This window comes from Streptomyces sp. NPDC091376 (assembly GCF_044757085.1).
GTDB lineage: Bacteria > Actinomycetota > Actinomycetes > Streptomycetales > Streptomycetaceae > Streptomyces > Streptomyces pratisoli.
Window position 1 is genome coordinate 22416 of sequence record NZ_JBIVUF010000035.1, and the last position, 6464, is coordinate 28879.

Consider the following 6464-nt stretch of genomic DNA (forward strand, 5'->3'; position numbering starts at 1 on the left):
TAAAACGTGACACGCAATTCCTCCTGAGCTTCTGCGATATGTCAATCCTTTGGCTGCCCTGAAAACTATCACCGCGACACAGCTGCGGCATCGGCAGAATCTACCTACCGCGAGCCCTTTCCGTCCTCGGGTCTGTCAAATGGACGTCCCTGTCTCACATTCGGTGGTGACGGAGAGTCGTGAGGGTCGTTGACCTTTCGCGTCGGCCAGCAGGTCATGGGCTATGTCCTGGCGGCAGTTGTCGGTGGCCGTGACCGGCCGGATCCCCTTCATCAAAGCGGCAGCCTTGTCGGCCGACAGGCCGGGTGCCCCGCCGGACAGGAGATCGCGCAGGATGGCGTGGAGCCGGTTGAGGACGCGGGTGCGCTCGTGGACCAGGTCGTCTCGCCGCTCGGTCAGCAGCCGCAGGATCGTGGTCTGGTCTTCCTGGACCACGGGTTGCAGATCGTGGCGGAAGAGGGCGACGTGGAGGGCGTCATTGACATCGGTCTTACGGTCTCCTCCGGTGGCCAGCAGCCGGGCCCGGGCCGACAGGGTGGAGGGCACGTCGACCACGTTCTCGCCCGCGGCGGCCAGCTGCTGGGTGAGCGAGCGGCCCAGGCCGCTGGCGCCTTCGACCGCGAAAAGACGGTCGGGCCACTGCTCACACCAGCGCATCAGCTGGCGGAAGGTTCCGGCGTTGACGACGAACCGGCGCTGGGCCATCTGGTGGCATGCGGCGTCGACAGCGACGGCAGTGTGGGACGACTTGTGGGATGGGCACGATCAGGATCACAGGCTGCTGCCCTCGTACTCGATAAGTCAGGAAGGGGAGTGCGTGCGGTGGGCACCCTGACTTGAAGTAGCAGTCACACACATTCATGCCTCTGTCGAGCCACACCGCGCGGGTGCCGGACGGCGGCGGCACGCTAATCATGAGCCAGCACGCAAGGCGGCAAGACACTACACGAGCCAATGCCGACCGGCACCCGCGCGGTGTGGCTGCAGACCGAGCGCCTGCGGTCGATTCAACAAGTCAGACACTCCCCCATCTACCCCATGGAGCAATAGTCAAGACCTGTGGATCAAGCCATGGCGAGCTCCTAACACCATGAGGCTGGCGATCTCCTTCATTGGCCGTGGTTCAGTCTTCGGTCATGGGCCAGGTCTCCCAGACCAAGTCAAGGCGTCGGTATGCGTCGTCGAACCAGGCATCGACCAGTGGGACGGTGACCGTCACCGTGGTCAGGGACATTGAGCCCTTTCCAACCTGGTTCGAGCGTGCGGCAGTTGGGCTGACAACGTGGTGAAGCCCCTGGTAGATGGGTTTTCGACCAAGAGAACCGGCTCCACCAGAGGCTTCACATGCTTGTCTACCCGTCGGGCGTCGACGTGTCCAGTTCCACCCTCCGCTTCCTCGCACTGCAGCTGCGGCGCCACCGCCGTGCGATCGGTTCCCGGTGGCGGCGCCTGAGCGCCGGCCGCCAGGCCCTGCTCACCCTCGCCCATCTGCGGATGGGACACACCTACGCTCAGCTCGCCGCCGGATTCGGGGTCGGCACCACGACGGCCTACCGCTACGTTGCCGAGGCGGTCGAGCTCCTGGCGGCGCTCGCCCCCGGTCTGACCGACGTGGTGCGGACCGCGTCGGCGAAGGCGTACCTGATCCTGGACGGCACGCTGCTGCCGATCGACCGCATTGCCGCGGACCGGCCGTTCTACTCTGGCAAGCACAAGCGGCATGGGATGAACGTGCAGGTCATCGCCGATCCCTTCGGCCGGCTGCTGTGGGTATCACTGGCCTTGCCCGGCGCTGTCCACGACATCCGCACGGCCCGCGAACACGGCATCGTCGACGCCCTCACCGAGGCAGACATCCCGTGCTGGGCCGACAAGGGATACCGAGGTGCCGGCGGCACGGTCCGCATCCCGTGCTGGGGACGATGGGAAGCCCTCTCCGCAGGCCAGCAGGCGGTGAACCGCTCCCACGCGAAGATCCGGGCCCTGGTGGAGCGGGCCGTCGCCACCCTCAAGTCCTGGCGGCTCCTCCGCAAACTGCGGTGCTCGACCACCCGGATCACCAGCCTCGTCCAGGCCGTCCTCACCCTTCATCTGACCAGCTCAGAGTTGGGTGCCTCGCTCGCTCACCAGGAGTTCCCAGCCACCGTGGTATCGACAACTACTCACCTGGACAAGGCGGTTCGGCGTCCTTGTCCTTACGCCGGGCTGGTGTCGAGTGCACCGCAGAGGCCTGAGCGTATCTCGTGTCGGGTGCCGTGCCATTTGAACGGGTGGAGTACCAGGCGCGGTTGTGCTCGATGACCCGGCGGTTCCTCCCTCGGCCTGAACTCTGTGGGGCGCCTGCGGGGCCTTTCCGGTCCTTCGCCTGAGGTGGTGCTATCGGTCCTGGTCGGTGCAGGTCAGTGGTCGTCGCGGATGGTGGTGGCGACGCCGTTCTCGATCACGACCTCGGCCTTCAGATCGGTGTTCCTGGCGGCTGATTCCAGCTCTGGCTCGGTGCACTCGGTGCCCCCCTGACCTCCCTCGGCGGTGTTCTCGTCGCCGCAGATGTCACCGTAGCCCCAGATCTGTGTGTTCTCGGAGACGAAGAATGCCTTCTCAACTCCCTTCGAGTCCGAGACGGCGTATTTGCCCGGCGCGAGGTACTTCACGTTGCCGAGCCACCTGCCGTCGACGGAGCCGTCCGCGCTGTCGTCGACAGGAGGGCCCTCGTTGGGTACCGGGCGCTCAGTGATGGTTTCAGCGATGCCATTCTCGATCACGACGTCCGCGGCGATCGATCCACTCTTGAGGATCTTCTCCAGGTCATCGATCGTGCAGGGAGTGTCGGCCTTGGGATTGTAGGGGCCGCAGATGGTGCCTGCGCCGAAGATCTTGGTGTCGTTGCTGATCCAGAACTGCTGCTTCTTGCCCCGGACGTTGACGATCTGCATGCCCGGTGCCAGGTGCTCTACCGTGCCGTCGGCGAAAGTGCCACTGACTCCTTTGGAGTACGCAGCTGCCTTGTCTGACGTCTCGGTAACGCCAACCGGCGACGGTGTGGGTGCACCGTTCTGCTGTGAGGCGTCCGTGCCCGTAGTGCCATTCTGGCAGGCTGTGAGCAGCGCGGTCCCCACCAAAAGCGCGGCGGCGACGATGTAGGGCTGGGTGCGGAGATGAGTAGCCATAGCGGTATCTCCAAGTCGTGGAACGAGAGCCGGCGGACTGAAGTTGCGTTCCCCGGATGGTCGAATGTGTGATCACCATGCGGGAGGCGAAAGGGTTCAGGGAAGGGCGGTCTTTGTCCCGCGACGGCGTTGTTACCGTCTGCGGACATTGCAACGCAGAAAGCCGACGTACCCGGTCGAGAGCTGACGCTGTATGAGGGCATCCGGGCCGAAGCCACACGAGAATGCCTCACACGCCATTGACCAGGAGATTCGCAACCATTGCTGGAAACTGTCACGTATGCACGGTCCTCGCGGTCACGCCGAAGGATGCCGGGACATCCTCGGGTTCTGGGCAGCAGCGACGGAGGCAAAGTCGCCAAGTACTGACTGCGGGTCCTAACCTCGCTGAAGAACCGTGGCGCGGTGAAGAGCTGGAGTTTCTCCGTGACCGCTGGCTGAAGGTCTACGGCGTCCATCAGGCCATGCACGTCCACCCCGTTTGCACAACCTCACGCTCACCAGGTGGCACACGGAAGCAGAATCTAGCCGACCGGAACCGGACTCATCGGCACCACAGCTGACGACACTACGCACAAGTTCAATAGGTGTTTTCTACCTATCGAGAGTGCCGATGAGGCTCTTGTGTTGAGCGCCACATGAAATCCCCTGATTCTTGATGCTGCTCTCGATTAATTTCCTCGTGCGGGGGAGACGTCTGGGCGTGCTCGTGCCAGTGCACGGGCACTGCCACTCCAAGCCTGAGATTGGAGGCGCGCACTCATGCCTCAGTACACCCTTCGGAAGGCCCGCGGCCTGCATCGGGTCGATCGCCCTTCCCGCCGGTTCCCGCGGCTCATACGCCCCTCACTGCTCGCCTTCGTCATCACAGGGTGGGCGGCTGCCTTCGTGATCACCGGGCCGCTCCACTTCTATGGAATCGCGGCCACCGGACTCCTCTCGGTGAAACTGCTGCTGTCACTCACCTACCGGCCCTTCCGGACAGGTGCACAGGACACCAGCACCGATCGCTTCAACCTGGTGGCCGTCATTCCCACCTACAACGAGGACGTCGGCACCCTGCGGCGGAGTCTGCGCAGTCTCCTAGCACAGAGCCGCCCGGTCTCCGTGGTGCACGTTGTGGACGATGCCAGTTGCGACCTCTCCGCCATCGACGCGGCCCAGGAGATGGCATCCGACTTCATCCGGGCTGGGATCACCCTGCGCATACACCGGCAGCCGGAGAACAAGGGCAAGCGTGAAGCCCTCGCGATCGGATTCCTCGCCAGCCCGGATGCCGACGGCTATCTCTGCGTGGACAGCGACACCGTCCTGGACCCCCAGGCGGTCGAGGAACTCATCAAGCCGCTCGTCAACCCGCGGGTCAAAGCCGTCACAGGGCTGGTTTTCGCACTCAACCAGCGCAAGAACATCCTCACCCGCCTGATCGACCTGCGGTACGCGAATGCGTTCCTCTTCGAGCGCGCCGCCTACTCAAGGCTGGGCTCTGTGCTGTGCTGCTGCGGCTCTTTGGTGATCTACCGAGCCGATATCGTGCACGCGAACCTGGAGGGATTCCTCAGCCAGAAGTTCCTGGGCCGACCCGCCGTCTTTGGCGACGACCGCCGACTCACCAACTACTCGCTGATGCGCGGTCAGGTGCTTTTCCAGTCCACCGCCGTCGCCTACACTGCGGTGCCAGAACGGCTCGGGCACTTCCTGCGCCAGCAGGTGCGCTGGAACAAGTCCTTCTTCCGCGAATCCCAGTGGGCGCTGCGCAATCTGTCGCGCCTCAAGCCCGGCTGGTACCTAACCTTCCTGGAAGTCGCCACCTGGCTGGTGTTCAGCGGAGCCGTGATCACCTCGCTGGTGGTCAAACCGGCGACGGATCCGGCGAACCTCCTCCGCTACCTGGGAAGTTATCTGATCTTCACCAGCGTCATGGGATACGCTCGCAGCGTACGGTACCTCGATGTAGCCCGTCCGGGGGTCGGTTTTCTCGGCAGGCTCGGGATCTATGCCCTGTCACCCCTCTACGGCCTGCTACACCTGATGCTGCTGCTGCCCATTCGCCTGTACGCCATCCTCACCATGACCCGTGGCAAGTGGGGCACCCGCGAGAACGGCGTTGAGGTGGCGGACGACGCGGCCAGCGCGCCGGCCCATTCGGTGTGTACCCAGTCGCGGTAGAGGGCTTCATGCGGTTTCGTCGATGTCCCGGCCGTGCAGGGCTGCGTGGCGGGCGGCGTCCAGGTCCGGGTGGTCGCCTTGGGCGTGCCAGTGGCCAGGGTGTGGGTGGCATCGGTGATGCGGGAGAGGATTCTCTGCTGGACAAAGTCTGTCCATGGGTAGTCCTGGCCGGCGAAGGGCTTGTCCCGCACAAGGCCGAGTGCGTTCCGCAGATCCGGGATGCCGGTGCCAGGGCGGAGGCCAGGCGCTGGAAGCGGGCCCCGTCAGAGCGGACCGCAGGTGGAGAACGTATCCGATCCTGTCCGGATCGGAAGCAGAGCGGTCTCCTCGACGGCCTGGGTGATCGGCGACGTATCGGCTACCCAAGGCAGCCAGCTGCCGGGGCGGGGCCCGAAGTGCAGCGGAGCACCCGGCAAGAGGGACAACTGCCAGGTCACGGTCGGCATCCATGCGGCGGCCGACACCGCATCTGCCCCCTGCAGTGGCGCCTGATCCTGCCCGAAGAATCGAGATTCGGATGCCCACCGCCGGACGAACAACCCGCATTCCTGAAAAGGTGACGCACCGCGAAGTAGCATCTGGTGCTGGACACGCTCGCCACCTAGGGCATGAGGCCGCCCCTCGCAGACTATCAATCCCAGGCGGCCACGAACGCCACCTGAAACCACACGAACCGGCCGCTACGAAACTCGGGATAGATCAGTGTTCTCCGCTGACACGTCCGACCGATCTCGTTCACTGGCGTCGGCCGCCGCCAGGGCGGCGGCGAGGACCCGTTGCCAAACGCCGTCCACAGCCCGCCTGTTCAGCCGACGAGGAGCAGTCTTGAACGAACCGAGTTCGTCGGGCGGGTCCCGCCAGGGCGAGCAGACGGGTACTTCCACGCATTGGCCTCCAAGGTTCGGCGGTGATCGGCCCATCGCCGGCCGCGGACCGGATCGGCTGGCATCAGCGGCTCGACCCGGTCCCACATCGCATCGGTGATCACTCGGCATCGTCATTGCGGTCGCGTAGATTCCGTCCGACAGGGCGGCTAGTGACCTGGTTTTGAGTTCTGGGTTCGCCCCGTGAGTCGTGCTCTGTTTCAGATCTTGGGTTCTGCCTGACGGGGCTGGTTTGGGTCCGGTG

The 6464-nt window shown here is 64.6% G+C and carries 3 protein-coding genes and 3 pseudogenes; 2 read left to right on the forward strand and 4 right to left on the reverse strand.

Annotated elements, in window-relative coordinates:
• Positions 1–135: 135 nt before the first annotated feature.
• Positions 136–741 (reverse strand): annotated as a pseudogene (locus ACIQMR_RS36900) (transposase); the annotation flags it as partial.
• 382 nt (positions 742–1123) lie between these two features.
• Positions 1124–1402, reverse strand: coding sequence for a DUF5959 family protein (locus ACIQMR_RS36905; protein WP_401397166.1), 279 nt, complete (start codon positions 1400–1402; stop codon positions 1124–1126).
• On the opposite strand from ACIQMR_RS36905, the pseudogene ACIQMR_RS36910 reads away from it, so the two are divergent.
• Positions 1345–2103 (forward strand): annotated as a pseudogene (locus tag ACIQMR_RS36910) (transposase family protein); the annotation flags it as partial. The gene ACIQMR_RS36905 and the pseudogene ACIQMR_RS36910 sit on opposite strands and share 58 nt — an antisense overlap.
• A gap of 296 nt (positions 2104–2399) precedes the next feature.
• Here the strand turns inward: ACIQMR_RS36910 and ACIQMR_RS36915 are convergent.
• A complete protein-coding gene (locus tag ACIQMR_RS36915) occupies positions 2400–3167 on the reverse strand; it encodes a hypothetical protein (RefSeq protein WP_401397169.1) in 768 nt (255 codons plus the stop codon).
• A gap of 762 nt (positions 3168–3929) precedes the next feature.
• Between ACIQMR_RS36915 and ACIQMR_RS36920 the strand changes: the two genes are divergently transcribed.
• Entirely contained in the window at positions 3930–5336 is a 1407-nt protein-coding gene (locus tag ACIQMR_RS36920; RefSeq protein WP_401397172.1) for a glycosyltransferase, read from the forward strand.
• A gap of 701 nt (positions 5337–6037) precedes the next feature.
• On the opposite strand, the pseudogene ACIQMR_RS36925 reads toward ACIQMR_RS36920, so the two are convergent.
• Positions 6038–6309: pseudogene (locus ACIQMR_RS36925) on the reverse strand (transposase); the annotation flags it as partial.
• Positions 6310–6464: the final 155 nt, after the last annotated feature.